General features: G+C 45.5%; 26 protein-coding genes. 7 read left to right on the top strand and 19 right to left on the bottom strand.

Annotation, left to right across the window (positions count from 1 at the left end; all coding sequences use genetic code 11):
• Positions 1 to 54: 54 nt before the first annotated feature.
• Positions 55 to 381 (bottom strand): multidrug efflux SMR transporter, encoded by a 327-nt coding sequence (locus HW988_RS07970; RefSeq protein ID WP_142699949.1) that lies wholly within the window; start codon positions 379 to 381, stop codon positions 55 to 57.
• 186 nt (positions 382 to 567) lie between these two features.
• Here HW988_RS07970 and HW988_RS07965 point away from each other — a divergent pair, with 186 nt between their 5' ends.
• On the top strand, positions 568 to 1,530 hold the full coding sequence (locus HW988_RS07965) for a D-glycerate dehydrogenase (protein WP_181607042.1): 963 nt from the start codon (positions 568 to 570) through the stop codon (positions 1,528 to 1,530).
• A gap of 227 nt (positions 1,531 to 1,757) precedes the next feature.
• A complete protein-coding gene (locus HW988_RS07960; RefSeq protein WP_181607040.1) occupies positions 1,758 to 2,738 on the top strand; it encodes a hypothetical protein in 981 nt (326 codons plus the stop codon).
• 47 nt (positions 2,739 to 2,785) lie between these two features.
• Here HW988_RS07960 and HW988_RS07955 read toward each other — a convergent pair whose 3' ends face one another.
• From HW988_RS07955 to HW988_RS07885, 15 genes are all read right to left on the bottom strand, one after another.
• Entirely contained in the window at positions 2,786 to 3,298 is a 513-nt protein-coding gene (locus HW988_RS07955) for a hypothetical protein (protein ID WP_220128830.1), read from the bottom strand.
• A gap of 233 nt (positions 3,299 to 3,531) precedes the next feature.
• Positions 3,532 to 4,122, bottom strand: coding sequence for a translation initiation factor IF-3 (gene infC / locus HW988_RS07950; protein WP_246845942.1), 591 nt, complete (start codon positions 4,120 to 4,122; stop codon positions 3,532 to 3,534).
• A 131-nt stretch (positions 4,123 to 4,253) separates the two neighbouring features.
• Entirely contained in the window at positions 4,254 to 6,218 is a 1,965-nt protein-coding gene (thrS, locus tag HW988_RS07945; protein ID WP_181607038.1) for a threonine--tRNA ligase, read from the bottom strand.
• 194 nt (positions 6,219 to 6,412) lie between these two features.
• Positions 6,413 to 6,985 carry a hypothetical protein gene (locus HW988_RS07940; RefSeq protein ID WP_181607036.1) on the bottom strand — a complete coding sequence of 191 codons (573 nt, stop codon included), beginning with the start codon at positions 6,983 to 6,985 and terminating at the stop codon, positions 6,413 to 6,415.
• Between the two features lie 78 nt (positions 6,986 to 7,063).
• Entirely contained in the window at positions 7,064 to 9,310 is a 2,247-nt protein-coding gene (locus tag HW988_RS07935) for a hypothetical protein (protein WP_181607034.1), read from the bottom strand.
• Between the two features lie 69 nt (positions 9,311 to 9,379).
• Complete coding sequence (locus HW988_RS07930) at positions 9,380 to 9,925, bottom strand: hypothetical protein (protein ID WP_181607032.1); 546 nt, start codon at positions 9,923 to 9,925, stop codon at positions 9,380 to 9,382.
• Positions 9,926 to 10,071: 146 nt separating this feature from the next.
• A complete protein-coding gene (locus HW988_RS07925; protein ID WP_181607031.1) occupies positions 10,072 to 11,271 on the bottom strand; it encodes a molybdopterin oxidoreductase in 1,200 nt (399 codons plus the stop codon).
• A gap of 2 nt (positions 11,272 to 11,273) precedes the next feature.
• Complete coding sequence (locus HW988_RS07920; protein ID WP_181607029.1) at positions 11,274 to 11,855, bottom strand: cytochrome c; 582 nt, start codon at positions 11,853 to 11,855, stop codon at positions 11,274 to 11,276.
• Positions 11,856 to 11,857: 2 nt separating this feature from the next.
• Positions 11,858 to 12,382: a DUF3341 domain-containing protein gene (locus tag HW988_RS07915; protein WP_181607027.1), complete on the bottom strand. Its 525-nt coding sequence runs from the start codon at positions 12,380 to 12,382 to the stop codon at positions 11,858 to 11,860.
• Positions 12,382 to 13,743, bottom strand: coding sequence for an NrfD/PsrC family molybdoenzyme membrane anchor subunit (nrfD, locus tag HW988_RS07910; protein ID WP_142699933.1), 1,362 nt, complete (start codon positions 13,741 to 13,743; stop codon positions 12,382 to 12,384). Before nrfD ends, HW988_RS07915 begins: the two co-directional genes overlap by 1 nt.
• Complete coding sequence (locus tag HW988_RS07905; protein ID WP_255490270.1) at positions 13,740 to 16,883, bottom strand: TAT-variant-translocated molybdopterin oxidoreductase; 3,144 nt, start codon at positions 16,881 to 16,883, stop codon at positions 13,740 to 13,742. Before HW988_RS07905 ends, nrfD begins: the two co-directional genes overlap by 4 nt.
• A 17-nt stretch (positions 16,884 to 16,900) precedes the next feature.
• Positions 16,901 to 17,386, bottom strand: coding sequence for a cytochrome c3 family protein (locus HW988_RS07900; RefSeq protein WP_255490269.1), 486 nt, complete (start codon positions 17,384 to 17,386; stop codon positions 16,901 to 16,903).
• Between the two features lie 287 nt (positions 17,387 to 17,673).
• Positions 17,674 to 19,329 carry a cytochrome c biogenesis protein gene (locus tag HW988_RS07895; RefSeq protein ID WP_181607024.1) on the bottom strand — a complete coding sequence of 552 codons (1,656 nt, stop codon included), beginning with the start codon at positions 19,327 to 19,329 and terminating at the stop codon, positions 17,674 to 17,676.
• Positions 19,330 to 20,739: a cytochrome c biogenesis protein ResB gene (locus HW988_RS07890; protein WP_181607018.1), complete on the bottom strand. Its 1,410-nt coding sequence runs from the start codon at positions 20,737 to 20,739 to the stop codon at positions 19,330 to 19,332.
• Between the two features lie 60 nt (positions 20,740 to 20,799).
• Positions 20,800 to 21,609, bottom strand: a complete 810-nt coding sequence (locus HW988_RS07885) for an N-formylglutamate amidohydrolase (RefSeq protein ID WP_181607016.1) — start codon at positions 21,607 to 21,609, stop codon at positions 20,800 to 20,802.
• Between the two features lie 62 nt (positions 21,610 to 21,671).
• On the opposite strand from HW988_RS07885, the gene HW988_RS07880 reads away from it, so the two are divergent.
• From HW988_RS07880 to HW988_RS07870, 3 genes are all read left to right on the top strand, one after another.
• Complete coding sequence (locus HW988_RS07880; protein WP_181607015.1) at positions 21,672 to 22,247, top strand: cob(I)yrinic acid a,c-diamide adenosyltransferase; 576 nt, start codon at positions 21,672 to 21,674, stop codon at positions 22,245 to 22,247.
• Positions 22,247 to 23,374, top strand: coding sequence for a hypothetical protein (locus tag HW988_RS07875; RefSeq protein WP_181607014.1), 1,128 nt, complete (start codon positions 22,247 to 22,249; stop codon positions 23,372 to 23,374). The genes HW988_RS07880 and HW988_RS07875 overlap by 1 nt, the downstream gene beginning before the upstream one ends.
• A 68-nt stretch (positions 23,375 to 23,442) precedes the next feature.
• Positions 23,443 to 23,820 (top strand): AgmX/PglI C-terminal domain-containing protein, encoded by a 378-nt coding sequence (locus HW988_RS07870; RefSeq protein WP_220128828.1) that lies wholly within the window; start codon positions 23,443 to 23,445, stop codon positions 23,818 to 23,820.
• A gap of 40 nt (positions 23,821 to 23,860) precedes the next feature.
• Here the strand turns inward: HW988_RS07870 and HW988_RS07865 are convergent, their stop codons facing one another.
• A complete protein-coding gene (locus HW988_RS07865; RefSeq protein ID WP_255490315.1) occupies positions 23,861 to 24,151 on the bottom strand; it encodes a GNAT family N-acetyltransferase in 291 nt (96 codons plus the stop codon).
• Between the two features lie 168 nt (positions 24,152 to 24,319).
• Positions 24,320 to 24,661 carry a hypothetical protein gene (locus tag HW988_RS07860; protein ID WP_181607009.1) on the bottom strand — a complete coding sequence of 114 codons (342 nt, stop codon included), beginning with the start codon at positions 24,659 to 24,661 and terminating at the stop codon, positions 24,320 to 24,322.
• 61 nt (positions 24,662 to 24,722) lie between these two features.
• Here HW988_RS07860 and HW988_RS07855 point away from each other — a divergent pair, with 61 nt between their 5' ends.
• Both HW988_RS07855 and HW988_RS07850 read left to right on the top strand, forming a co-directional pair.
• Positions 24,723 to 25,412 (top strand): isochorismatase family protein, encoded by a 690-nt coding sequence (locus HW988_RS07855; RefSeq protein WP_181607007.1) that lies wholly within the window; start codon positions 24,723 to 24,725, stop codon positions 25,410 to 25,412.
• A complete protein-coding gene (locus tag HW988_RS07850) occupies positions 25,412 to 25,819 on the top strand; it encodes a hypothetical protein (protein ID WP_220128827.1) in 408 nt (135 codons plus the stop codon). Before HW988_RS07855 ends, HW988_RS07850 begins: the two co-directional genes overlap by 1 nt.
• A 29-nt stretch (positions 25,820 to 25,848) precedes the next feature.
• Here HW988_RS07850 and purM read toward each other — a convergent pair whose 3' ends face one another.
• Positions 25,849 to 26,844 carry a phosphoribosylformylglycinamidine cyclo-ligase gene (gene purM, locus HW988_RS07845; protein WP_181607005.1) on the bottom strand — a complete coding sequence of 332 codons (996 nt, stop codon included), beginning with the start codon at positions 26,842 to 26,844 and terminating at the stop codon, positions 25,849 to 25,851.
• Between the last annotated feature and the right edge of the window lie 9 nt (positions 26,845 to 26,853).

Here is a 26,853-nt window from a genome sequence, read left to right as displayed (position 1 = left end):
GCTTTAAGGATGACGTGCCTTGGGACTATTATCCAATGATTTCCCGAGAGAGGACTATTCTACGAACTTTAGGCCAAGTATGCCCGCAATGATCATTCCCAAAAACAAAAGCTTCATCAACGACAGGGGCTCTTTGAATACCAAAGTACCAACGATGACGGCACCCACGGCACCAATCCCCGTCCACACCGTGTACGATACACCTACGGGTAAAACGCGCATGCTTAAGGAAAGTAAGTAAAAACTGATCCCCATGGTGACCAAAGTAAAAACAGACGGCACTAGTTTTGTAAAGCCTTCAGAATATTTAAGACCTGTCGCCCAGATAAACTCCAGAACTCCTGCAATAACTAATAAAATCCAAGCTGTTGTAGTTGTCATAACTCAGCTCCTTTTCTAGGAAAAACCTATTCAATTTTATATTAAGTCGTTACTGGAGGGAGACTTTTATATCCCAAGTCGCACCCAGAGAGGATGCTTTAGATGAGGTTAGCATCTCACAATCTGTCACGTGAGAAAAGCCTAAAATTTCTTGCGACTCAAAACACAAAGGATAAAACTGTCTTTATGAAAAATACGATCCTTCTTCCCTACATTGCTCCCAAAAATGTGGCCGCCCTCGCAAAAGAAAAATTTGATGCTTTCGTCTCAGATCGTGAATTGACGACAGAGGAAATCGTGCAGCTGGCGAACGAGAAAAAGCCTCAGGGAATGATTATTGTACCAAAACAAAAGTTCACAAAAGATATCATTGCAAAACTTCCTGACAGTTTGAGGATCATCGCCACCTCGAGTGTGGGCTTTGATCATCTGGATATTGCTGCAGCGAAAGAACGCGGTATTCAACTGACAAACACCCCGGACGTTTTAACTGAATGCACAGCCGACATTGCCATGCTTTTACTTTTGAATGCCTGCCGCCGTGGGCGCGAGTATCTGGAGATCATGGAAGCTGGCTGGAGAAAACCTTTCAGCCAATCTGAAATGCTGGGAGTGAAAGTCAGCGGCAAAACTTTGGGAATTTATGGTATGGGACGCATCGGTCAAGCGGTGGCTGATCGAGCCCGCGGTTTCGGAATGAAGATCGTGTATTGCAATCGCCGTCGTCTTTCCCCAGAGTTGGAAAAAGGTGCGACGTACTTTGCAAAACTGGAAGACATGCTTCCGCATTGCCAGATTCTTTCCTTAAATGCGCCCGGAAATGCTGACACCAGACATATCATCAATGACCAGACCTTGGCGCTTTTGCCCGACGATGCGGTCTTGGTGAATGTTGCTCGTGGAAGCCTGGTTCAGGAAGATGCTTTGATGCGCGCACTGCAATCAGGAAAACTTTTTGCCGCAGGTTTGGATGTTTTTGAAAACGAACCGGCTTATGATTTGCGCCTTAAAGAGTTCCACAATGTCTTTTTGACTCCGCATATGGGTAGTGCCACTCGGGAAACTCGGGATGCCATGGGCTTTCGTGCTTTGGAAAATATCGAACAGTCCTTAAAAGGCCAGAGACCACAAGACAGCTTGTGGGAATAAATCCTACACTCACGGGGATCTTAAAGAACTTCTGCAGGAGATTTTTCCTGATCCCGGTTTGTTGATTACGGAAATGAACGCGGCGGGATTGATTACTCTGCACGACGGTAAATACAAGCGTTGCTAAACTATGCAACATCCTCTTTTTTCACGGTGCCAAGTTGACCTTTTAAGTTTGGCAAAGCAATTGCAATAGGCCCATCTCGCCACTGGGGAGGGGCCAAACCATGAAATCTGTTATTTTATTTTCTCTGTCTTTGATCGCTTTGTGTTGCGCACAACAATCCCACGCAATGGGAAAACGCATTCCTTTTATTCAGGACGAAATTATTGAAGAAGCGCAAGTTCACGCATCCTTTGCGTTGACAGCGACTGATGGCAGTCGCATTCAATTCAACTCACCTGTTGTGATCAATTATTTAAAATACTTGCCACCCGCTTCTGGCGCTGATCAAAGCCTTTGCCGATCGGGACGACCTTCATTGATGCGCCAATCCGACATTCTGATCATCGCAAGCCAAATTCAACTTGAACGACGTGAGCTTACGAGTCGCGAAATCGCTCTGATCCGCAAAACTCCACGCTGCGAAGTTTTTATGGAGTCTTTGCAAGTCCTGGGCATGGCATTGGTAGGCCAAAAACCTTCAAAAACCGTCAGTGCCGAAATCGATCATCTGTCTTTTTCACTGGATAAGAAAAAAGGCAACTACCTGATAGCTCACACGACTCAAGGAAAACAAGCAGCATTTAAAATTGCGAGCTCCGTCGAACAGATCCGTGATGCCAAAGATTTTCCACAGGTTCAAATTCTGCAAAATTCTTCTGGTCAAAACTTGGGAATCAAGTTCCGTGTCATGGAAGTGAAATCAGAACCTTCCTATAACTATGAACACAGCCAATCCTGCACAGTTGAATACACGACCCGTGAATGCCGTCGCCCCGAATACGATTATGATCGTCATGATGACAGAGGTCCTCACGATCACAACGGCGATCGCGAACGCCATGACGACTACAATCGTGAACGCTGCGAAGTGATCACGACCACAAGACCTGGCCACAGAACTGTGAAAAGCACTATGAATGCCACAAACTATACTATTCAAATGGATATCTTAAACAACAGCTCTCAATCGGTGTATTCTGCGATCATCACTCACCGTGATGTGACAGGACCGGATCGCGAAGGCCCTTGCATCGCTGACTAAGTTGTCCAAAAACAAAAAAGGCAGCCCTTCAGCTGCCTTTTCACCTTTTAAACTGGTTGATTCCTGTCTTTCCACTTCCGAACAAGCGTGGGTATTAAAATCATCAAGACCATGATGATGACGGCAGCCCAGGTGCCATCGCCCAATAAGTTATTCAAGAACAACGTCGACGACATCACCACCCAAAAGAAAAGCATATCACCCGCAATAGCAATGGCCCAACCTCCAAAAAAACCATGACCTTGAGACAAAGCCGCCGCCCTCCCCGTCATAGGATCCACGCCAAAGGCAATCATGATCAAAACGATGGGCCCCGGCTTCGCTCCGTAACGCGCAATCGTTTTAGCCGTGATATCCCGAGATATATCGATCGTTCTTTGCAGAAAAGGCAGATGCCGCGCGAGCCACAAAATCACGAACATCATCGGTTCAAATACGATTGCCAGCAGCAAATCAGAAATAAGGTAGAGCGCAGACATCGCAAGCCACCCAATACCACGACTCTTTGCCAAGATCACGCCTGCGGGAATGCCTCCGCCAATCGGGACTGCGAATAGCATAAAGACATCCCAAGAATTTTTAACTGAGCTAAACGAAATTGAGGTCATTGTTTTCTCTTCGCTGATTAACGCACACCAAGCCCCAAAATTGCCAGGCACCTTTTGGGAATGCTTGGCGAAATTAAAAAAGGCAGCTGGTGCGCTGCCTTTTTTAAAATGGATCGAAGTAAGTCCATACCTGTTTCCGTACTTGTTGCGCCGCACCCCCAAAAGGTACGGCGTACCTTTTGGGACTAGTCTTCGTCGTCTGTTTCGACTTCTTTAAGTTCGTCGAGCTCTTTAGAGTCTTGTTTAGACTTGTTCGGATGAGCTTTTTGATACTCTTTGATTTTCAAAGGATCTGGAGCCAGCATCAAGAACATTTGCTTACCTTCCATTTTCGGTTGAGATTCGACCATGGCCAAATCGTCAACAAAAGCGATGGCTTTCTTGATAACATCCATACCGATTTCTTGATGGGCCAATTCACGACCCATAAAGCGCAAAGATACTTTCACTTTATCGCCATCTAGCAAGAAACGACGAGCGTGATTCATCTTAGTTTCAAAGTCATGTTGATCTGTACGAGGGCGCATTTGCACCTCTTTGATCGTCACAACAGTTTGCTTTTTACGAGCTGCTGTTGCTTGTTTCTTTTTCTCGTACTTCCACTTGCCGTAATCCATGATTTTACAAGTAGGAGGAGTTGCTGTTGGAGCAATCTCAAGTAGATCCAATCCACGTTCTTCAGCGATACGAACTGCCTCAGGTACAGTCATAACACCCAACATGTTACCTTCATCATCGATAACGCGAATTTGCTGGGCGCGAATCTCACGATTCACTCTCAATGAGTCTTTAGAGTCCTTCTTGTTGCGATCAAAGCGACCGCCACCGCCTCCAAAATTTCCTGAAAACTTGCTAATGGTAAACCTCCGGGGTTTCGTTAAATACCAGCGTCACGAAAATGCGACGACTAGTTTACTGTTGCAGACTTCGCAAGAGAGCTCTGCAAACTTCTTGTACTAATATCTGTATTAATCAAATTCATCACCTGATCTACGGTCATCCCTTTATGTTCTGAACCGTCTCTCAATCGCAATGAAACCGTACGGCTTTCCGCCTCTTTATCCCCCACAATAATCATGTATGGGATTTTTTGAAGTTGAGCCTCACGGATTTTATAATTCAATTTTTCGTTGCGGCGGTCAAACTCCACGCGCACCTTTTGATCTTTGAGGGATTTCATCAATTCCTCGCAGAACGTGTTTACACGATCCGTAACGTTCAGGATCGCTACCTGGACCGGCATCATCCACGGCGGCAAATGGCCCGCAGTGTGCTCCAAATAAACACCGATGAAACGCTCTAATGAGCCCAAGATCGCACGATGTAGCATCACTGGGCGATGCTCCTTATTGTCTTCACCTGTGTACTTCAAATCGAACGCTGTTGGCAGGTTCGGATCCACCTGAAGTGTTCCCAATTGCCATGGACGATTCAAGGCATCAACAAACATGATATCTAACTTTGGTCCATAGAAGGCACCGTCGCCAGGGTTCAATTCAAATGGCAAATTCAAAGATTTCAAGGCTTCAGCCAAAGCACCTTCGGCCATATCCCAATACTCTTCACTGCCCATTCTGTTGTCTGGACGTGTGGAAAGGAAGATCTTGTAGTTGCTCATACCAAGCTTGTCGTAAACGCGATTCAGCAAGCCCATGAATTTTGCGATCTCTTCCTGTAACTGATCCATACGGCAGAAAATGTGTGCATCGTCCTGACAGAATGTACGAACACGAGTCAAACCGTGCATCGCCCCTGATTTTTCATAGCGATGCAGGCGACCGAAGTCTGCCATTTTGATCGGAAGATCACGGTAAGAATACTTCTCAGAGTTATAAAGCAAACAGTGAGAAGGACAGTTCATTGGTTTAGACGCGAAATCACGCTCGTCCACTTTCGTGAAGAACATGTTTTCTTTGTAGTTCTGATAGTGACCAGAAGTATGGAACAAGTTCACGTCGAAGATTTGCGGCGTGATCACTTCCTGGTAACCCGTTTCGAAATACAATTCACGAAGGTATGTTTGCAAAGAGTTGTAAACCGTTGCGCCCTTACCCGTGAAGAACGGTGAACCTGGAGCTAGCTCGTTAAAATAGAACATGCCAAGTTCTTTACCCAATTTACGGTGGTCGCGTTTTTTCGCTTCCTCGATATTGTGTAGGTAAAGATCCAGGTCTTTCTTGTCGTTGAACGCCGTCGCGTACACACGTTGAAGCATGGCGTTTTTCTCGTCACCTCTCCAGTATGCACCAGCGACCGACAATAATTTGAAGGCTTTGATTTGACCTGTGGACTGAATGTGTGGACCACGGCAAAGGTCAAACCAGTTAGTTCCATTGAAGTAGATACCAACTGTTATCTCGCCTTTTTTCGCAAGGTCTTCGATCAATTCAACTTTAAAGCGCTCGCCCATTCCTTTGAATGTTTCAATTGCTTTGGCAATCGGCCAGTCTTCACGGTGAATCGCAAGATCTTTAGAGACGATCTCCGTCATTTTCTTTTCGATTTTTTCGAAGTGCTCTTCAGTGAAAGCAAACGGAGAATCGAAGTCGTAGTAAAAACCATTGTCGATCACAGGACCGATCGTCACTTTAACTTCCGGCCAGATATCTTGAATCGCTTGCGCCATGATATGCGCACACGAGTGACGAACCACTTCAACTGACTCCGGAGATTTGGTGGTGACAAGCGCCACTTTTGTTTGATCTTTCAACACAGTGCGAAGATCAGAAATTTCAGTTGAACCATTTAGTTTCGCACCAAGAGTTTCTTTAGCCAAGCGAGGGCCAATAGACTGCGCCACTTCTAGCGCTGTCGGTTCATGGTCAAAAACCTTCGTCGAGTTATCCGGCAGAATAATTGTAATTTGTGACATTATGATTGCGTGCTCGTGAACGAGCCATTTTTAAGAGAGATAAGTGATGAATAAAACGGGAAATTTTGCATCACATTATTACTAATCCTGTGGCTTAAGGGGGTCAAGTATTCTCGGTCGCGGAACAAGATCCCGCAGGCGATGACGCAGCGCATACGCAAGTAGGACCTGGCACCTAAAGAGGACGAAGGCTTTTATCGGCACAATTCAGTCACTCTTCTCATGTCGTTCATGTCATCACATTCAAATCTTCCCAGTTGGCCACAGATGCGATCAATACATCTGGCATCGTAAACACCACGACACATGTTCGTGATGGCAAAAAGCTCGCGCTTTTCATCGCAATCAAAACGATCCAGCTGATTACAGACGGCAGTAACACATTCGCCATTCACGCCGTCGCATTGACAGGCAATATCTTTCACTTTTTGATCGCTGCTGCAATTCATGTTTGGCAGCTGATCACAGACGGCACGAACACACCCGACATTTTGACGAGGGTCGCAACTCGATGGCGGCTTCGGTGGTCGCGGCGGATGGCTTGGTGGTTGCGGAGTAGGCTTGGGGGGCTCCTCTGGCCCATCACCCGGCTCATCGGGCAATGGCAACGGCGGGGGAAGTTCCCCGCGCATGATCTGCTCATAAAGTTGGAATTTTTGATAATTCGCCTGAATAGGTCTGCTGCCAGCGTCTGAGGCCTGTGCGAATTGTGGACCTCTACCAAAAACAAAAACGAGAACAAGTGCTGCTGCCTTGATCAAAGTCATCGCTTCCCCCTAGGATTCTATTTCAACAGAGGGGGCTATGACTCACAAACGGGGGCTTAAGAATTTGGCAAAAACCAATTACTCAGAATAAAACTGCAGACGGTTTTTCTTGATGAGTGGCGAAGAATCACCACTTGGGTAAAGTCTTTCAGCACCGATTTTTTTCTCGGCCATTTCAATCGCGCGTAAAAGTGTTTGCTGACGCTTTTGCATGTCTTGTATTTGATAATCTGTTAATTTGCCGTCAGTCACTTTTTTCCAGTCTTCGAACGCCGTAGATTTCAATTTCTCGACAACTTCTTTTTGCGGAGCAAAGGCCTTGATAGCCGATTGCAATGCTGATTCCTGCCGTTTGAGTTCTGCCAGTTGCTCTTTCATTGAAGCGCTATTGCGACCGCCGGTTTCGATGGATTTAGTCATTTTTTCTTGGGCTCGTAAGTTCTTATCCAAAGCACCCACGTTTCCCTGAAATGTGACAAAAGGGTCTTTGCCTTTGCCGCCGCCAAATGACAATCCGTGATCGATAGCCACCAGTTTTCCGTCTTCTTTTTGCAGGTAATTGAAACCATGACGGTCCCCGTTTGCGACCAGATAATCAAAGAATCCAAGTTGATCCGGATCATCTGCGAAAACTTCGTTCGGGGCTTGATCTTTTAAGTTTTTCACTCGGTATTGAACTGTTCCAATTTCGCCCTTGTATTCTTTCATGACAGTGATCGGAACGGAGTTAAGCCCCAGGTATTTATCGATATTATAAGCAGCCACTTCACTTTTTGCAGTGTCGATCTCATCAACTGTTGTGCGCGGTTTCCACACCCCTTCAGAACCATCCTCATAGCGAACGAATCTGGCGCCATAAACCCCTTGCCCGACTCGTTTGTCAGAAACGATATTTCCCTCGACCAACTTCTTTTCAACCGCAGCCGAAGACGCCGTGGCGCCAGGTCTTAATTCTGTCGAAGCACTGGATGCCGCAGCCGTCGAAGTCGCGTTATTTCTTTTAACAGAAGCTCGCGTATCCATGAAGGCGTCAGCATCCGCGATACGACGGGCTTGGCTGGCGTTTTCCTCTTTGATCGCTTTCTTAACCTTTGCCGTCACCGCCGAGATGGCTTTTTGCGGAACCACCCCCAGGGCAGTCAAAGCGGCCGCCATGATACAGTTATCCTGCTCGATTCGTTCCGCAGTGGGAGCACTGACACAGGCACCACTGGTTTTTAGATCTGCGATTTTTGTTTTAAAACAAGCTTGATCAGTCACGGCTGCCATACTTGTAAAGTCTGTGGCCATCACCGCATACTTCATCATGTTCATAGCATTGTAAGAAACCATTCCCAAAGTTCTGGCAGATTGAGCCGTCGAAAAGGCCTTGGCCGTGAAAGCTCCGACCTTACCGACAACCGAAACTCCCGCCCCTAAAAACAAAGAACCAATCATCACCCCGTTATTTAAATTGTCAGCACCCAGACCATAACGAGCGTTTGCCAGGCAAGATACCCCACTGAGTTTTGGATCGCTTTTAACGACCGAAGCACTCAAACCCGGATCAGCCAACAAATCGTGGCGAGCCGTGCGATCAAGGCCCGCTCCCCCCTGACCCACAAGTACTTGGTTCAGATTGCTGCGATTCTCATCCAACGCTTTTTGAGTTTTGGAATAAGCCTCGTTCAAATTTTCGATCATGTCCTGATCAGAAATTTCGCCGGAAGAACTGGAATACTTTTCGATCAAGCCATTAACTTCTGGTGCACCCGACAAGGGAATCGCACTGACGATCACCTTGTAAGAATTCTGAAGAGAGATCAGCTCCTTACAGGCATTATATCGAGCTTTCTTTTTAAAGCCTTTTACTTGTTGCTCAAGTGCTTCAAAATTCAAAGGGCAAACAGGTGTCGCCAGCATCGGATCGGAAACGATTTTTTTCGCCAGTTCCGAAGTCTTTGCGCGCACTTGTCGCGCAAGAGTTAACTTCTGCTTGAGATCTGAATTGGCAAAATCGTGGGTATTTTCTGCGACAATATTTCGCGCAAAATCGCCGGCACATTGAAGTTCACGCACTTGCTGCTGCGCCAATAAAGCAAAGTAACGATCTTCTTCAGATTGTCCCGCTATCTCCGTAATTTTCTTAACATCTTTACTGTTGCGCTGAAGTTCAGAATCCTTTGAATCGCAGTCATTTACGGATCCGATCTGCGCCGCCGTGGGCTCGCAAGTATGGCCCGTGATCTTAAAGGCTTTCTCTGACAAAGCTTCCAGCGGACCTGCACTCACAAGTGCGGCGTGAACGAAAATATAAAATGAAATCAGAAATTTAGACAGGCTCATCTGGAAACTCATCGGTCACAATGAGTCTCCATTTGAGAGGAAAAGTCAGTCTATCGAATGACTTGGGAGTTATTTTGCCTCAGTTACGCTGGACGTTGGTGCTGGAGTCATCACAGGCGGCGTAGCTTGAGGAATATTTGCATTCGTGAACAAGTCTTTAAGCACACGAGGATTTCCTGCGGCATCAAAATCATACACTTTGCCACCATCGTAACCACGTAAGTGATTGCACTCATAACTTAAAGCATAGTCGTAAGTTTTTCCGCCCTTAGTGACACGAATACCGTAACGTGGGTTGAAACAACCCGGCAGCGCCAATCCATCCTTAAAAGATTCTGCCGCGTCTTTAAATTCCAAGGCCGCTTCGGTCACGTCTTCAGGGTTGAGCTTAATCTCACCCAAAACTTTAAAGCCGTGAAAGTCTGTAGCACCCTCACCCTTTTGAGCCGGATCCAAGGAATAGACTGTCGCCGTTTGCGGCTCTTGAAGATTGTTTAGAAAGGCCATCTCTGCTTTGACGGCTTTCACTTCTTTGGTTGCCTCCAAAGAATCAAATTTAAAATCGCAGCCAACAAGAAAAGTTGCCGCCATCAATGTTCCCAATAGAAATCTCATAAGACTCCCCAGCTCACCCATTACTGGAATGGATGAAAAATCTAATCATAGTCTAAACGACAAAAGCCACCTTTGGGGTGGCTTTTGTGAAGAGTCCAGCGTTATTGACGCAATGTCACTCGCTAAATTCTAAATTCCGTTCGGAATTAGTACGCAACGTGGTGGTTTAAAGCCTCGTGCATACGTGGATCTTTAACTGGAACCAAGTTGTTTTTGCTCCAGAAGTTCATGATGCAAAGAAGGAACAAACCAGCAAAGCCCGCGAAGATACCGATTTCCCAGAAACCGAATACGATCGCTCCATCGTTGAAGTTTGGATATACCATCCAGTAGATATCTACATATTGCATGATCAATACGATTGTAGAGATCAACAACACGTTCGCATCGTTTCTTTTTGCATCACGCGGAAGCAAAGCCAAGAAAGGAACTACGAAACGGAAGACCAAAAGAGCTACGGAGATTTGCATCCAGCCGCCCAAAGATCTCATGATGTAGTACTCAGTTTCCTCTGGCAAATTCGCGTACCACATCAACATAAATTGAGAGAAAGCGATGTAAGCCCAGAAGATCGAGAAACCTTTAAGGTATTTTACCACGTCATGTTGGTGCTCAACAGTTACGTAACCTTTTACCAAGCCAGAACGTCTCATGAACACGATCGTGATCGCCAAGAACGCAAGACCCGCTTGGAACAATCCAGAGAAGCAATAGATCCCGAAGATTGTAGAGTACCAAGTTGGAAGCAATGACATGATCAAATCTACAGAGAAGAACGAGAACAACAACGCGAAGAATGCGATGAAGCCTACTGCCGGACCCACGTTTTTGTGAGTCAAGTTGTCATCACCTGATTTATCTTGTTTCAAAGAGTTACCAACCATCACCCATTTGAAGATCATGCAACCGACAACGAAGACCAACAAACGAACCACGAAGAATGTCGGGTTCAAGTAAGCTGTTTTTGCCGCGATCACTGGATTTTCAGCGATGATTTTTGGATCCGCCCAGATGAAAAGTTTTTTGAAACCGAATAACAAGATCAAACCAAACACCAGGATGAATGGAATGAATGCTGTCGTCGCTTCAGCAAAACGGCGGATAGAAACTGACCAGCCTGCTTTCGCAACATTGTTCAAAGCTACCCAGAAAAGACCGCTCAAGCCCAAGCAAGAGAAGAAAAAGAAAGAAACCAGGTAGGAAGTCCACAAGCGGTCTTGATTTTTAATCAAGCCCACTGCGAATGTGATCAAACCGATCGCCATCAAAACGAAGCTTAATGTTTTCATCCACTGCGGAGCTTCGAATTTACCCAAATGTAGATCTACGTGTTTATGTTCGCCCATATCTATTTACCATCCCGCTTCTCAAGGAAACGAATGTAGTTAACAACCTGCCAACGGTATTTTTGCGGAATGTGAGAAGCATAAGGGCCCATCACACCTTGTCCCATCGTAATCACGTGGTACAAGTGACCATCTGTCCAACCTTTAACTTTGTCAGTCAAAAGTGCAGGTGGTTTCAAAGCCATTTTGGCAGACACTACTGAACCAGATTTATCTCCGCCTTCACCTTTATAACCATGGCAAACTGCGCAGTTTGTTTCGTAGTATTTTTGACCCGTCAAAAGAGTCTCGTCATCCATTTTACCAGCAAGAGGATTTTTAAGGTTCTTAGAAGCCCCTTCAACATCCGTTGCGTAGCGGTACGGCTCGAAACCTTGAGGAACTGTGTGTTCCGGAGGTACGCGCATACCACTGTGGTGAGGAGAATTTTCGTCGTACTCCTGAGCTTTGATCGCCGGAGACTCCATCATATCTTGAATGATTTCAACGTTAGGTTTGTTGCCGCGAGGACCACAGCTTGTTAGCGCCATCGCCACCAAGCCTGCTGCTGCTACACCTAGAGTCATATTAACAAGACTTTTCATTTCTAGTACTCCGTCTTCTTCACTTCAACGGCGCCAAGCTCTTTGAACATGTTCGTAAGCTTTGTCTCGTCATATGTAACGTCGTTGTGTGGAACAAAAATCGCGAACTTGTGACAGCTCAAGTCTGGATCGATCACCGGCGGATCGATACGAGGCATTTTGCACGCATAGAACAAAGCGCCCACGGAAGAAAGAGCTGCAAACAAAACCGTCAATTCGAACATGATAGGTACGAATGCAGGAAGTGAGAAGAAGGGTTTACCACCCACGTTCACTGCCCAGTCTACTGCTGAAGTCCAATAAGTTAGCGCCAAGCCGCCGGATAAACCAACAAGTCCCGCAACGAAAGTTACGTATGGAATCCAAGAGCGTTTGATACCGCAAGCTTCTTCCATACCGTGAATTGGGTATGCAGAGATGGCTTCAAATTTATCAGAACCAGATTCACGCATTTTTGTAGCGGCTTTAAGAATTTTTGATTCCTCAAGCCAGATACCAGCAATACCTTTAGTATATTGAGCAGCCATTAGTGGTGCCCTCCTTCAGTGTCATAACCAACGTGCAGAACCGGCTTAACTTCCGCGATAGAAACCGCAGGGAACAAGCGTAAGTACAACAAGAACAATGTCAGGAACATACCGAACGAGCCTACCAAAACGCCCGTATCGAACCATGACCATTGGTACATACCCCAGTTGGCTGGCAAGAAGTCACGGTGAAGAGATGTCACAGTGATCACGAAACGCTCGAACCACATACCGATGTTAACGAAGATAGAAACCACGAACATCACAGGAATCGAACGACGAAGTTTCTTGAACCAGAAAACTTGCGGAGACAATACGTTACAAGAAACCATGATCCAGTAGGACCAAGCGTAAGGACCGAATGCACGGTTTACGAAGGCAAAACGCTCATACGGGTTACCAGAGTACCAAGCAATGAAGAACTCTGAAGCGTACGCGTAACCAACCAGCATACCTGTCGTCATAATGATTTTATTCATCACTTCCATATGATCTAGAGTTACGTAGTTTTTGAATTCAGGGAAACCGATACGAACCAAAGTCATCAACGTCACAACCATCGCGAAACCGGAGAAGATCGCACCGGCAACGAAGTATGGAGGGAAGATCGTTGTATGCCAACCTGGCAAGTTGGAAACCGCGAAGTCGAAGGATACGATCGTATGTACGGAAAGAACCAGTGGCGTCGAAAGCCCCGCTAGCAACAAGTACAACATTTCGTAGTGTGACCAGTTTTTCGCAGTACCTCTCCAACCTAGAGACAACGCACCGTAAACTGCGCGACGAAGTTTATTCTTCGCACGGTCTTTGATAGTTGCAAAGTCAGGAACCAAGCCGATGTACCAGAATACCATGGAAACAGTCGCGTATGTAGATACGGCGAAAACGTCCCAAAGAAGTGGCGAACGGAAGTTCACCCACAATGGACCACGTTGATTCGGATACGGGAACAACCAGTAATCCAACCAAGGACGACCTGTATGCAGCAACGGGAAAAGACCCGCAGTCATAACGGCGAAAACCGTCATCGCCTCAGCTGTACGAGCAACTGATGTTCTCCATTTTTGGCGGAACAAGAAAAGAACCGCAGAGATCAGCGTACCGGCGTGACCGATACCGATCCAGAATACGAACGTAACGATCATCGTACCCCAGAAAACCGGATGAGTAACACCCAGCAAACCGATACCGATACCGACTACGCACGCAAGAATAACGATGTAAAATAGAAGCAATGTTTTGGCGCCAAGGAACATCCCGATCCAACCTTTGGATGGGAATCTTTCCACTGGAGCACAGATGTCATCGCTGACATCTTTCAAAGTCTTGTTACCAAGGACTAATGGGCTACGCTTAATCATGAGTGCTCACCTTGTTTTGCAGTACCGTGACCATCGTGGCCACCAGTTGATTCTTTATCATTGTTACGGATTTTAGAAAGGTAGCGAACAGATGGTTTAGCATGCCATTCTTCAAGCAATGCATAACCACGCTCTTTCTCTTCCGCTTTCCAAATTTTAGCTACTTCACTGTTTGGATCATTTAGATCACCGAACACGATACCGCCGGCTGGGCACGATGTTTGGCAAGCTACTTTAACGTCGCCGTCTTTCAACTGGCGTTTTTCGTTACGAGCCACAGTTTTCGCGTCCTGGATTCTTTGCACGCAGAACGTACATTTTTCCATTACCCCACGGGTACGAACACCAACAGATGGGTTCAAAGCCATGTGCATTGGTTTTTCAATCAACTTCGCGTAGTTGAACCAGTTAAAGCGGCGCACTTTGTACGGGCAGTTATTCGCGCAGTAACGAGTACCCACGCAACGGTTGTAAACCATGTCATTCAGACCTTCATCTGAGTGAGTTGTCGCCAATACCGGACAAACAGTTTCACAAGGAGCGTTGTCACAGTGTTGACACATAACCGGTTGGAAAACCGCTTCCGCATTTGCGATATCGCCTTGATAGTAACGGTCAATACGCAACCAGTGCATGATACGACCTTCAAGAACGTACTTCTTACCAACAACTGTAATATTGTTTTCAGATTGGCACGCAATCACACAAGCCGAACAGCCTGTGCAAGTGTGAAGATCAACAGCCATACCCCATTTGTGACCAGAGTATTCGTGACCTGACCAGATAGACCAAGTTTCGTGTCTATGGATACCAGCAGATTTATTTTTTACGTAGTCTTTCAAATTCGCTTCCGCAGCGATTTGACGGCCTTCCATCGAGAAGTTACCAGACGTACCAGCTAGGTCATAGTGTTTGCCAAGCTTAGTGAATGTCGCTGTTTGGCCAGCAAAGATAGCTTTGCCCGCTTTATCAACTGACACGAACTCAGTCATGTTTTTACCAACGCCGTTCGCCACTTTACCAGCGCGAGTGCGACCGTAACCAACAGCTACTGCCACAACATCGTCATGAAGACCTGGTTGGATGTAAACTGGAAGCTCAACAGATTTGTCACCCACTTTAAGAGTGATCATAGAACCCGTTTTCAAATGATTTTTCTCGGCTGTGCCGATAGAAATCATCGCGTAGTTATCCCAAGTCAATTTGGTAACTGGATCTGGAAGTTCCTGCAACCAAGCCACATTCGCCAAAGACCCATCCATGATCGCCACTTTAGGGTAAAGAACAAGTTCCATACCTTCTTGGGCTGCCGCAGGTTTGATATTCGCGAAGGCGTCCGTTTTAAATGAGCGCGCAGAAGAACCGCGGCTCAATTCACCAACATAACCTTTTTGCAGACCTTCCAACCAGAAATCTTCAAAGGCCGCGCCTTTACCGTATTTCGGGTGGATGTCTGATTTCCAGTAAACTCTTAAGTAGTCATAGAATGTTTCGTAATCACGAAGACGTGCTGGACCTTGTTTCGCCATGAATGCCCAAGTCATCAAAGACAACTGGAACGAGCGAGTGTCATACATAGGGCGGATCGCTGGTTGGCAGATAGAGATAACGCCTTTACCAATTTCCAAATCATTCCAAGATTCCAACACGTGGTTGTCCGGAGTGATGAAGTCTGCGAACACACCTGTTTCGTCAATACGGTCACCTGTGTAGATTACCATTTTAACTTTTTTAACAGCTTCAGCAAAACCCATCGCTGCAGGCAAAGAGTAACCAGGGTTCACTTTGTGCATGATAAGAGTTTGAACTTTGCCGTCTTTCATATCTTGAATCAATTGCGCCATTTCAGCGTATGAAGCAGACAATGCAACGTTACCCGCTTTAGCATCAACAGTTTTACCGTCGTTATCTAAAACAGAGTTCAACATGTTCACAGCAATTTGCAGTTCCGTCGCTTTGTTTGTCAAAGTCGTGATACCACCAGCAACTACCAGTGAAGTCCCTTTGTTTGACCAAAGATCAGAAGCTACTTTTGCGAACATTTCAGCATCAAGACCCAATTTCGCAGCTGTATTTGCGAATGGCTCAAGAGCAGATTTCACAGCACTGTTACCTGCGTATGAAGATTGACCTTTTTTCACGATGATTTCGTGAAGAAGACCCATCACCACATCAAGTTGCTGGGAAGGTTTGATTTTGAAACGGATATCCGCGTTTGCACCCGTCAATGAGTAGTTGGAATCGAAGGAAACCATACGGCTCATGTTTTTGATGTCTTTGCGACCTTGAGTGAACTGATGCGTGTAAGCAGTCGGATTCAACCATGTACCCAAGAAGTCTGCATCGATAGAAACGATCATTTTCGCTTTATCGAACCAGTACTGAGGTACAACATCTTCACCGTAAGAAGCTTTTTGACCGTCACGGATTTCTTCGTGAGCGAAAGCATCCCAAACCACTGTCTTAGCTTTGAAGCCTTGTGCGAAGTCAGAGATTACAGCGCGAGTTGAAGGAGAAGAAATTGGCGCAGAAAGAACAACAACGCCGCCTTTTACCAATTGCTCAGAAACTTTTTTATCCAGCTCTTCCCATTTAACATCGATCAATTGAGAGTTTGATTTTTTCTCATTGAACAAGTTGCGTTTTGGTCCTTGCAATCTTTCTGGATCGTACAGGGACATCAAAATCGCTTGAGAACGAGCGCTCAAACCACCCGCACTGAACGGATGAGAAGGATTTGATTCAATGTGAATAGGACGGCCTTCGCGAGTCTTAATAAGCAAGCCCATCGCATCGTTACCGTCGAAGAATGCAGAAGAATAGTAGTTCGCCTGACCAAGAGTAACCTCTTCAGGCATTTTGTTGTACGGAACGATCTTTTGCACAGGACGACGCACGCAAGACGCTGTCGCCATAGCCAAAGATGCACCCATAAGTTTCAAGAACTCACGACGTGCCCAACCGTCTTCCCCGTCGCTTTCACGAAGTGGAGAGGATTTAAACTCAGTCTCTGCCATTTTTTGAAATTCAGAGTCACCGATCTTTTCTTCGATCGTTTCCCAGAATTTCGTGTCGCGCACGATCTTCGGGCGCAACGCTTTTTTCATCTCTAATTCATTATCAGTATGCATTTCAGACATAATACCTTCCGAAACCCTTAGTAGTGACAAGTTGAGCAGTTAAGAGGAGCTTTGTTCTCTGGTTGGCGGTGACAGTTCACACACCAGCCCATGGAAAGGTCAGAGAATTGCTCCACACGCTTCATCGTTTCGATAGGACCGTGACACGTTTGACAGTTCACGCCTTTCGCAATGTGAGCGTTGTGGTTGAAGTGAACAAAATCTGGAAGCATGTGAACGCGAACCCACTCAATAGAGCCGCCGCTGTCGTATGCATCACGCAGTTTTTGAATATCTGGTTTATCTGTCGCTACTTGCAAGTGACAATTCATGCAAGTTGAGAGAGCCGGAATATTCGAGTGTTTCGTTCTTTCCACTTGATTGTGGCAGTATTGACACTGAATTTTGTTGGTTCCCGCATGCAATTGGTGATCAAAGGCAATTGGTTGCTCTGGAGCGTAGCCTTTGTTGTATCCCCAACCGGTTTGGAATTTACAACCCGTGAGAAGTGTTGAAAAAATCATGAGCGCGCTCAAACAAGCTAACACGCCCGCCGTCGTACTTCTAAATACCCGATGCATAATCATCCTTTTGCCAAACTCGTATCCTCTTAATGACATTGAGGATTGAGGCCAACAACGCTGTCCTATATTTATTTTGCCCTTATTTAATGACTTAAAAGTCCAGTTGTCCATATTCTTTTTGCAAGCATATTGAAAAAGCGAAAGAGTTTTAACCCTTTCGCTTACTTTTTGTGCAAAAGCTTTTCGCATCGGAGCATAGCGACGCCACTTCCTACGCGAAGAGTCTGCTACGATTTTGCAGATTTTTTTGTGCGGCCCTGACGGATAACCCATACGTAGAGCACCATCAACATATGTGCAGCCACAAAAGCAGACACATACTCAATACCACCAGCACCGAAACCGTAAGAATGAAGCCCCGCACCAAGAACGAAGTTCACCCCGTACCAAGCCATGATCACTAAAGAGAAAGTGATAATCGCTGTCACTACCATGCCGAAATTTTTAATCATCCCCGCGTATCTTGCGTGGAGGACTGCCAAATAACCAAGAAGCGCAATCAAAGCCCAAGTTTCTTTTGGATCCCAGCCCCAGAAACGACCCCAAGAATAGTCCGCCCAGATACCACCCAAAATAATTCCGGGAGCCAAGAATGCCACGCCAATTTGCATCGATCTGTAAATGGCTGTCACGATCGCGCGAATTTTTTCGTGATTCTTTTCTTCTCCTTTTAAATAGTAAAACAAACCAAGGTCGCCCAAACCGAACGCCAAGAAAAATGCGGCGTAACTGATAGTGATTGTCATCACATGGATCGTTAACCAATAATTGCTGCGCAGCACTGGCTCCAATGGCTGCAAAGTCGGATCCAAAACAGCGGGCGCGAAGTCAGCAATAACAAGCGCAAATGCCGAAACCAATGTTCCTGCAAACAAGATCATACGGAATTTATAGATAAGTTCCAAAATCGACGCGAACAAGATCACGCCCCAAGATACCCAAATCACCGTCTCATACATATTAGAGACAGGCGCTCTCTCCATAATATACATGCGCAGACCAAAACCATACGTGTGCAGAATAAAACCCAAGCCCAACAAGACCCACGAAGCCTTCATCATAGACTCTTTGGAAAGAGCCCATACCAACAACAAAACAATTGCCGCCAGGATATAGAATACGTAAGCCCACCGGAAGGGATGGAAGTCGTTGTAGTGCACTTCTGCTTTGATTTTTGTGTCATGATCGTAAGCCGTTGGATTTTCCGCACGCGCCGCCGTTTCAAATGCGACAACAGATTCATCAAGTTTAGCCGCTGAAGATTCTATGTCTGCCGCATTCGCTCCACTCGCCACCTGACCGATATAAGTCACAAATGCCGTCGTGATACCTACGAATTTTTGTTGAAACGCCTCGGGAAGATCCGCCACTGCAATCCAGTTGCTGCCCTCTTTGGGAGGAAGTACTTTCATCATGCGTCCCGCGGCAACCTCTTGAAACACGAAGAATTGATTTTCCAGACGTTGCAAAGCCTGAAAGTAAGGATTCAATTTTTCTTTGGTTTCACGCTTGGCTTGAAGCTCTTGACGAAGCAGCGTGAAACGCTCACTGCCGAAAAGTTCCTGGCCGTTGAAATATCTTTGGTCTTTAGGAAGCTTCAAAGCCTCCAAAACCTGGTGATTGCGCACTTCAAAGATTTTCTTGTCAGCCCAAGCTTGCGGTGAAAGCATCCAAGTTAGAATGATTTCCGTCGCTTTACGGCCTTCATAAGTGCTTTTTCCGTAAACGATCTCCAGCATCTCTTTAGAGAAACTGTCGTAAGGTTTAATACGACCGCCATCTTGCACCGGCAGATATTTTAGCTGGTCACCGGGCTTTGCGAACGCCACCACTGTGGAGAATGAAAGCAAAACTGTTGTCAAAACTAGCAAAAGCTTTTTCATCTATTCTTTCCCGTCATCTTTCTTTTTAGCTATTTTGAAATCCAAATGTTTAAACCACATCAATAAAACCACGCCGATTGATAAAATCAGTGAGCCCATGTATTTCCACATACGCCCTGGGTCCGCATTCACCGAGAAAATTGAAGCCACGGGGTGACCGTTTTCTTCCTGGAAACTTGCCTGATAAACCGTAAGGCCCTTGTGTTTCATCGGTTCATTCATGGAAATCTCACGCTCGCCCAATTCTGGAACTTCCACGACACTTTTGTAAGCGGCCGCCCTCATTGTTCCTTGATAGCGATCCACCGCAAAGGATTTAAGCTGAATCGGAAAACCGATATCGATACGGCGATTGCCGTACGTGAAAAGGTAAACGGCGTCTTTGGTGAAAAGTTTCACCATATCGTTCAACAAAACCCAGTGAAGCTTGCCCTCAAACAGAATTTGAATCGCAGATGTCGTCAGTGGAGTGGGTGCTGGCATGTCTTGCAGATCCCAATCTTCCAAAGCTGCCGGAATGAACCTAAGGATACGGAAATCCATAGCCATTTTAAAGCCGGGATTAAAGACATCGCCTTCTTTTACGAAACCTGTTTTGCCAGGTTTTTCGGATTCCTTATAAAAAACGGCGTAACGAAGTCCGCCTTTATCTTTATCGGGCTGTAAATAGATCTCGTTGCGACCTTGTCCCTTTTCAGGAATAGGACCGATGTGAACCTGGGCCGGGCCAAAATCATGCGTCTGAATGGAATTGGCTTTCTTTTGCACCAACCATTCGATCACATTCACGTTGGGATTTTGGATTTGGAAACGCAAAGCTGATCCCGCTTTACCGCTCTCATCCGCTACGACCTTACGAGAAGGCAGGACGTATTTTTTGTAGTCGACAACTTTGATCTCGCCCACATAAACCGGCACATCTGTCGGTTTTTCTTTTGAGGGTGGATATTTGAAAAAATCTACTTCCTGCTCGAAAGTTTTTGAATACCGGTCGCCGTCAAAAGAGCTGTAAACCACCAGATCTGTTTCTGGAGTTTGCACCAGATTGTTTTTCTGCCCAATTTCGATACGCATGGATCCATCCAAGCCGTATTTCATGGTCAGCAATCCACCGAAAAGCAAAATGATGATACCGATATGTGCCAGTACAAAAGAGGCATGACGTCTTTTCCACGGGAGACGATCCACCATCACCGCGACCAAGTTCAACACGAGCATGCCCATGATTGTGTACATGTACCAAGTGTCGTAAACGAGTTTTTTAGCGGCGTACGCGTCGTACTTTGCTTCAACGAAAGTTCCGACAGCGGTCAAAGTTGCAATTGCAAGAATAATGAAAACCGCAAGCTTCAAACTTGCGAGAGGTTTATTGATGCGTTTCAGGAAAGATTTTTTCGAAGATTCTGCCATAGAGCGAATATCATTAGATGAAACCCCGCCCTATGACTATGCTTTTCGGTCTTCGACGCCCTAGGCTAGCTGCTGTAAATTGTTGCGGATATAGCTTAAAGCGAAGGCGATTTTCTCCTGAACCTTCTTCGCTTCTTCCGGTTTCAACTTCTTTGTTTTCTCGTCCATGTAAAGCTCGCGGTTCATTTCAACCTGCAAAGTATGCATTTCGCGAGAAGGATCTCCGTACTGCTCTGTGACGCGACCGCCAAAATACGGCCAATTGTATCCAACTTTAAATCCTGCGGTCACATAAGCAGCGATGACCAAGTCTTTGAAGCGCGGATCACAGCTTTTACCCTTGCTGTCGCTGACCACGATATCAGCTCGGCGCTCTCCCGGATCGCGATGTTCGCTTGTTCCCACCGACGGCATGCTATGGGCGTCAATGTGAAAGGTTTTTTTATAACCTTTCTCGTGAAGTTTCGCGTAAAGGTCGCGGATATTATTATGGAAAGGCTCATAAATCAATTTCACCAATTCGTCATGAGCTTGTGCAGTCATCGGTTCTTTCATCAACTGATGTTTGTAAGTCGTGATCACCCAATGAAACCCACGGTTGTGCATCCCTGCTGGATTTTTATTACCGATCACGGAGCTGGAATCCACATCTTCTGGAACACGGTTCATGTCGGCGGCATAACGATGCCACTCGGTCTTAACAAATGGGATTTGCAGTTTGTGAAGTGTCGGTTCGTACAGGAAGTCTACATAACGGTCCACATCGCACATGACGATTTCTTCAGGCAACGTGTTTAACCACGGAGTTTGGGGTGGGATTTTCTCACCGGAATGTGGAATTGTGACCATTAACGGAGCTGTGATTTCCATAGGAACCTCTCTTGACCCCATCAGAGTAAAACGCGACACTTAAATTGAAAAGGGCAAAAGTTATGACGACACCTCCCAAAGCAAAGATCTACACTCGCACTGGCGACAAGGGGACCACACGATTGGTGGATGGTTCTTGCGTTGAAAAATTCAACCCGCGCGTTGAGGCCTATGGCACCGTGGATGAATTAAATAGTTATATCGGTGTTTGTCGTTCTACTTTGTATGCCTATCCCACCCTGCTCGCTTTGGATGAAATTCTTGAGAAAATACAAAACGAGCTGTTCAATATCGGAAGCTTGCTTGCGACTGAAAAAGACGAAGTTTTTCAGATGCTGCCACCGATCACGGCAGAGCAAATCCGCGTGGTGGAAATAAAAATTGATGAATTGACGGCGGAGCTACCTGAACTGCGCAATTTCATTTTGCCAGCGGGTCACATTGCCGCATCACACTTACATGTGGCACGCACTTGTTGCCGTCGCAGCGAGCGCAGATCTGCTGAAATCGCCGTGAAAGATGAACGCTATTCCATGTGTTTGCAGTATTTAAATCGCTTGAGCGATTTCTTGTTCGTTGCTGCTCGTTGGGCCAACCTTAAAATGGGACAATCTGAAGTCCTTTGGAAAAAGACTTAATGAAACTTGAGATTGCCTCGCCTGATGATTCGGCTGCGTTAGTTGAATATTATAAAAGCTTTCCCCTAGATGGTCCCTTGCAGATCAAAATTGATCGTGATGGTAATTTTTTTCAGCCCTATGAAATCCACGGGGAAAAGTCTTTAACTTATATGTTGAAAGACGAAGGGAAACTGGAAGGCATGGCGAGCTTTGTGGTTCGTGATGTTTTGCTGGACAATAAAGTTCGCACGGTGGCCTTTGGCCGTGACTTACGTATTTCTTCGAATCGTAAAGCGATCTTGGAATGGGGTCAGCACTTTTTGCCGGTAATGAATGAAGTCTCCTCAGTGTTGGATGCGAAGTATTTCTTTACGGTGATGAGCTTAAACGAAGCGAAGTCGATGAATGCTTTCGTTCGCCAAAGAACTTTGAAACGTCCCTTGCCTCGTTATTACTTGTTCCGTCGTTTAAACATGGTTTCGGTCCATGGACGTTTTCCCTGGGCGAAAAATCCATTGCCACACTTGCGTATGCGCCACGGAAGCCCTGCCAATGTGGATGCTTTGATTTATTATATCTCACAAAAATCTCGTTCTAAGGATTTGGCGACTGTTTGGGATGCGCAAAGTTTCCACGACAAATTGGATCGCTGGGAAGGTTTAAAATTAGAAAACTTTATTATCGCGATTGATAAGAACGATAATATCGTAGGTTGCTGTGCACCTTGGTCTGCCGAGGGCATGCAAGACTTTATTCCGATGACTTACAACTTGAAGGCCCACAATTTCCGTCAGTTTCTAAAGTTCGGAAAAATGCTGGGCTGGACTCGCACGATGACGAAGCCTTTTTCTCGTCTGAAAATCGAAGCGAGTTTAAATTTCAAATATTTGAACTTCTTGCATGCAGATAATGGCGATATCTTCGAGGCTTTGCTTTGGAAAGCCTTTGACGATGCTCAAGAGAATGAATTCCTGGTTTATAATCAAATGCGTTCTGAATACGTTTACCGCCGCCCTATGAATTGGGTTTCAGCGAAAATTCCATTCGGCGTTTATTTGATGATGCCGCCGGATACGGAGCCGCCTGAGTTTATGCATCCATCGAATGAACGTCCGATTGAGATGGAGCCATTTTTTACTTTTTAAAAGGTACGGACACACTTTCTCCAGTAATTTACTATTGCTGAATGATTGATCTTTGGATTGGAACTTATATGTTGAAACTTATTGCAGCACTATTGATAACAACTCCCTTTATCGCGAATGCGGAATCCAATTCTAATAAGTCTGATATCCGCAGGGTGATTCGTACTCAACTACACGGGGTCACAGATTGCTACAAAACTGCTTTGAAAAACAAAGCTGCCGACGAAAAGATTGAAGGCAAAGTTGTCGCGGGCTTTGAAATCGATAAAGACGGAAACGTTTCAAAATCCTGGATCGTCGAGAAATCTACGACCTTGAAAAATGAAGGCGTGAAAACCTGTGTTGCGGAAACAGTTAAGCAGTGGAAGTTCCCAGCAAGCCCCTCTGGCAAAGTGACAATTGTCGAAGCTTACCCTTTTAATTTTAACATGAAGGACTACAAGTAAGCTGCGCTAATAACGCAGCTTTTCTTGGTAACGCGAAAATCTAATAAACTTTTTCAAAAAGGCTGAATGTCGGTCCACCGGCGATACGGGACGGAAATTTTTCACCCGTGTTGGTGTAACCACATTTTAGATAGAATCCTTCGACGGGTGGATCTGGGAAGACTTTGATTTTGGACCAGCCGTTTTCGATAGCAAGTTGATCAATAAATTTGGATGTGGCTGCGCCAATCCCTTGTTTCAAAGCGGACTTTTTAATCCACAAAGATTCCAAGTAAATGCCGTCTTCGCTATTCTCAAAGGCAAAAAAACCCACTAGTTCAGGATTATGAATCTCGTAACAAATTTCAGTGTTTAAAACGGCTTCATTAGCGACGACTAGAGGTAAAGAGGCTTTCGCGTATTACGCTGGATAATTCCAAACGGAACGTGATTCCACGATCAATTCGTTGATCTCTTTCAAATTGGTTAATTGGGCTTTTTTAAACTCGATCATGGTCGGTTATTTTTGGTTTTCGCACTTAACTAAAAGACTGATCGAGCTGTTTGTGGAGTTTGCATCGCCAGAAGTTTCCGTCGAAGTGTTGATGATCTTATAATTCCCACCGCACACTTCACGCGCTTTTTCATAGCAGGATTCAACATAGTAACAACCGATCAACTGGTGTGTTGATCCGTCGGGTCCGACGATTGGTTTCACTGTCTGGCAACCAGAAAACGTTAACACCAAAGTTACCAACATTAAGATTTTTTTAAGCACCATATCCTCCTGAATGAATTTGAAGACTTGCATCCAATCACCAGCACTGTCAAACACCTGGACCTGACGCATCCATGCAACCAAATGCAACCGCCCCGACATATGTCGACTTAAGACTCGCAAATAGAATACCGATTAGATAGCAATGAAATTATTTATCACACTTCTTTTTTCTACCGTTATATCGATGCCCGGTTGGGCAGAAGAAATATGCAAACAAAATAGCGGCAATGCGGCCTTAGTGGTCATTGATATGCAGGCCTACTTTGCTGAACGAAATGGCGCATATGAAACACCAGAAAACAAAAAGAAAATCAAAGATCTTCAGCAGCAGCAAATGGATGCCATCACCAAAGCTAGGCAAAGTGGAATACCCATTATATTTATCGAATATGATCTTGATCCCGAATCCAGTCCAACAAATCCAAATCTAAAGCAAGCCGCCTTTTCTTATGAAAAAACTCATACGTTTTTGAAAGACACAGATGGCATGTTTGACCGGAACAATAAGTACCGCGATCAGCTTATCGCTTATGTTCAGAAAAATAACATTGGAACTCTTTTGATTACGGGTGCAAATGGAGGCGCTTGCGTCTACCAAAGTATTAAGGGCGCTCTGAATGGGAACTGCAATGTCGTGGCCTATAACAAAGGGATTGCAGATTTCAATTTCGAAGACTTCATCTACCCCTACGCGGGCTATTACAAAGACATGCGTTATCACTGCTCCAACTGCTCTTTTAAAGAAACCGCTTCAATTGATAGATTAGAAGATAGTATGATAACAGTACAAAGTGGCGCAGGACCGACTCGCTTAAGAAAAGGGACTCAGTAATGAAAGTATTAAAAATGAAAAACCTAATTTTAGCTTTGTTTTTTATGTCCGGCGCGACAGCTTCTGCAGCTCAAGTGAACAACGTGAGTCTTTTGGATATCAAATACTCTCAAGACAAGTATGAGTTGAAACTTGGTGCTAATTTTGAAGGCAAAGACACAATGTTCTTTGTGCAAATTCCAAAATCAGATCCGGACTCTTTTGAGAAACTTTCCTATGTCATAAAAAAGCTGGCTCAAGGCGATGGTTATAAGTTGAACCTGGATATCCGCAGCTTCACCGCATCCCCGTCTGGAAGCTTTTATCGCAGCCAGGACGTGAAGTTTTCAGGCGCTGGTGATCGGGAACCCAGTTCACCGAAAAACGAAAGAGCAAAGTCTCTTCCGAAAAATAAAAACAGACACTAAATAAAAAAGGCTCCGCGAGGAGCCTTTTTTTATTTTGGAACGTTGATTTGGCCGGTGCCTTTTTTGATATAACCGATTTCCCAGAACTTTTCGTCCTGGGATTTTAGATGGTCTTTGATGGTCTCAACAAAGGCCTTTTTAACCAATAAAACCAAGCCGATTCCCATATTGAAAGTCTCATAAAGCTTTTCATTCGAAAGTCCCGATCTTGTCGCAATTGTTTTGATCACCGGTGCAGTTTCATCCAATGAAGGCCAGCCGTTCAAGACGTAATCAAACTTTTCACTCATGCGTGGGATATTGTGAATTCCCCCACCCGTGATATGCGCCATCGCGAGCAATGCCGAAGGAGCATTGTTACGAATGGAATTCACGGTTTTTACGTAGATTTTTGTAGGAACCAACAACTGATTGATCAATTCTGTCTCATCATCTTTCACTAGCTTTCTAAGCAAAGAATAACCGTTGGAATGAAAACCGCTGGAAGCGATTCCCAGTAGCACGTCACCCTCTTCCATGTTTTCCTCTTGGAACATGTCTTTGGGATGAACATCACCGACGCTGAAACCTGCCACATCGTATTCATCGTTTTGATACATGCCAGGCATTTCCGCCGTTTCACCACCGATCAAAGCCATGCCGGATTGTTTGCAACCATCGACCATGCCTGCGATTAATTCTTCACTCACGCGCGTATCAAGTTTACCGAAGGCCATGTAATCCAGAAAGAACAATGGTTTTGCACCCACACATAATAAGTCATTCACACACATCGCGACCAGGTCAATTCCGACGCCGTGATGTCTGTTCATTTGTTGAGCGAGCTTAAGCTTTGTACCCACTCCATCCGTACTGCTGGCGATAATACGATCTTCGCTGACTTTGTAAAGCGCCGCGAACCCCCCGATTCCTTGCAGGACCTGATCGTTGTGAGTTGTTGGGACCAGCATCTTGATGCGCTCGACGAAGGCGTCACCTTTTTGAATATCTACACCGGATTTTGCGTAATCAATTACTTCTGACATTTTAAACTC

It is taken from the genome of Bdellovibrio sp. KM01 (genome assembly GCF_013752535.1).
GTDB lineage: Bacteria > Bdellovibrionota > Bdellovibrionia > Bdellovibrionales > Bdellovibrionaceae > Bdellovibrio.
The sequence above is the reverse complement of the archived record's forward strand: the minus strand, read 5'-3'. Positions and strand labels throughout refer to the sequence as shown.